Source organism: Mesorhizobium sp. Arg314, from assembly GCF_053714275.1.
Genome location: NZ_JBSKBP010000408.1, coordinates 1 through 203 on the forward strand (window position 1 = coordinate 1; position 203 = coordinate 203).

Sequence of the window (203 nt, forward strand, 5' to 3'; positions counted from 1 at the left end):
CTGGCCACGCTGGTCGTCAACAAGCTGCGCGGTGGCCTGAAGATCGCCGCCGTCAAGGCTCCGGGCTTCGGTGACCGCCGCAAGGCCATGCTGGAAGACATCGCCATCCTGACCGGTGGCCAGGTCATCTCGGAAGACCTCGGCATCAAGCTCGAGAATGTCGGCCTCAACATGCTCGGCCGCGCCAAGAAGGTGTCGATCTC

General features: G+C 64.0%; 1 pseudogene. It reads left to right on the forward strand.

From position 1 onward, the window contains the following. Positions 1 to 203, forward strand: a pseudogene (groEL, locus tag ACWGS9_RS36060) (chaperonin GroEL); the annotation flags it as partial.